Consider the following 2,184-nt stretch of genomic DNA (forward strand, 5'->3'; position numbering starts at 1 on the left):
GGACCACCACGGCGTAGCCACCGCCCAGCAGCACGGTCAGCAGCCCCCAGGTCAGGGTGCGGCTGAGGATGCGGTCTAGGTCATAGAGCCGATAGCGCAGGATGGCCGCCCCGATGGCCAGGGGCAGCAGCGCCACACAGATCCCGGTCGCCCAGCTAAGTGTCTCCGGCAGCCCCAGCGCGGCGCTGGCCAGGGCGATGACGGCGGCCAGCACCACCAGCACCGCCGCCCAGGCCACCCAGCGCAGCTGCTGACGCTCCATGCCGCGGGCGCGGCGGAACCGCACCACCAGCGAGGCGGCCGCGACCATCACGGTCAGCAGGGTGACGCCCAGCGCGACCTGGTTGACCACCAGCAGGGCCCCACCAAGGCCGCGGAAGTCCAAGGTGCTGTTCTCGGCCTGGTAGCGCGGGTCCAGCGACCCCTGGGCCACCACCAGTGCCACCAGCAAGACGACCGGGGCGGTCCCGGTGACCCAGGCCCACCAGCGCCAGCGGGCCGATGGCAGCGACCCAGTCGGGGTCAACAGCAGGACAAAGCTGAGCACCGGCAGCGTCGCCAGGATCAGGGCTGGGGCGTAGCGGGCCACGGCGCCGGCGGCGGGCAGGGCGCCGGGACGGGCCACCAGCCCATAGGCGGTGTAGGCGGCGACCACCCCACTCGCGCCCAGCGACAGGCCCAGGATCAGCAGCAGCCAGCCCACCGGGTGGCGGGGCCGGCGGCTGGCCAACACCGCCCCGACGGTGGTCGCGCTCACCAGCCCCAGCACCGGGCCCCCGACGGAACCGCCGCTGAGCTGGGTCACATCGGGCCGGCCGGCTTGGCGCGACAGCTGGTCCAGCCAGGCGACCACCGGCAGGCTGAGCATGGCCAGCGCCCACAGCGCCCATGCCGCCACTCCCGGCCACCAGCGCGGCCGGGCGACTCGGGTCGCTAGGATCACCGCAATGGTCCTAGCTGCATACAGCGCACCATCGGCACCGCCACCCTCCCAGCATCCTGGCTCAGCTGCAGTGTGGCCGGCCTGCGTCCCGGTAACGTTACGGATGACGGACCTGTCCGAGGCATCAAGCCTCTGTGGAACAGGCTCCTACCCGGCAAGGGCGAGCTGGTCGTCCAGCTCCCTGACCGCTCGCGTCTTGCGCCAGGGCTCCAGCTCCATACGGAGCCGGCGTACATCCTGGAGGTTCGGTGCGACCTGCTGGCGCGCGGCAAGATCCAGGGCCTCGCTCCCGAGACGACAGGCCTCGTCGATGTTGCCCTGCCGGACATGGGCGGTTGCCAGGGCGGCTATCAATCGCGGCCGGGTCTTGATGACCTCGGGATCCAGCGACGCAAGGGCTGACTCAAGCACCTGCTGGGCTGCCTGGGGCCGTTGCAGCCGGGCCAGGGCCACGCCCCGCTCGCCGATCAGCCTGGCCGGACTGAAGAAGGCCGCTCGGGGCCGACGAGAGTTGTCCTCCTCGGCGGCCGAGGCCATGGCCATGTCGGCGGCATCAAGGGCGATCAGGGCGGCTCGCTCGTTGCCGGCGAGGGCGTGGGCCTCGGCCTCCAGGGTGATCAGCCAGGCCCGAGTCGAAGGGTTGGCGTCGAAGGTCTGGAAGCCGAAGGTCTGGCCCTGAAGGCGGCGCAGGCGAGCCTGGGGTCGCTCGCGGTAGGCCGGCTGGACACAGGAGCTGCCGACCAGGTAGGCGCCAAGGGCGCGGTCGTTGGCCTCCTGGGCGGCCTCGATGCCGGCCCGGAAGTAGGCGGTGGCCGCCCGGCGGTCCTCCATGTCGAATGCCAGCCATCCGGCCAGGCCGGCGGTCTCGCCCGCGATGGAGCTGAGCTGTCGTTGCATGCTTGGCTTGAGGGCGCCTTGGAGGAGGGTGGCCCGGGTGTTGAGGTGGCCGGCGACCGGGCCAAGTAGCGATCTCGGGCTGACCTGGGACTCTAGGCATCGAGGCTGAGGGTGATGTGCTCAAGCTCGCTGACGGTCTGGCGGTCGATGCGGCGTGGCTGGTGAAGCGCGGCGGACAGCCGTTGCCAGGGCTCCAGAGCGCTGGTGACGGCAGCGCCGGTGACGGCCCCGAGGCCTTGCAGGAAGGTTCGTCGTCGCATGTCTTCTAGTGTCTCCTCCTGGGGCGATGTCGGCACGAACCCCAATTCCTCGGCGGTGGCCTCATAGAGGACGCAGAGGAGCTG

The 2,184-nt window shown here is 71.3% G+C and carries 3 protein-coding genes; all 3 read right to left on the reverse strand.

Features of this window, described 5'->3' with window-relative positions:
* Positions 1–943 (reverse strand): hypothetical protein (locus VF468_16455; GenBank protein HEX5879886.1); only part of this gene is annotated, 943 nt, incomplete at its 3' end.
* Positions 944–1,090: 147 nt separating this feature from the next.
* A complete protein-coding gene (locus VF468_16460; GenBank protein HEX5879887.1) occupies positions 1,091–1,840 on the reverse strand; it encodes a hypothetical protein in 750 nt (249 codons plus the stop codon).
* 92 nt (positions 1,841–1,932) lie between these two features.
* Positions 1,933–2,184: twin-arginine translocation signal domain-containing protein (locus VF468_16465; GenBank protein HEX5879888.1), on the reverse strand; the 252-nt coding region annotated here is incomplete at its 5' end.

Source organism: Actinomycetota bacterium (assembly GCA_036280995.1).
Classification (GTDB): domain Bacteria; phylum Actinomycetota; class CALGFH01; order CALGFH01; family CALGFH01; genus CALGFH01.

Coding starts and splice junctions, on each gene's coding strand:
- VF468_16460 (HEX5879887.1), bottom strand. CDS start 1,840: ATGCAACGACAGCTCAGCTCCATCGCGGGCGAGACCGCCGGCCTGGCC.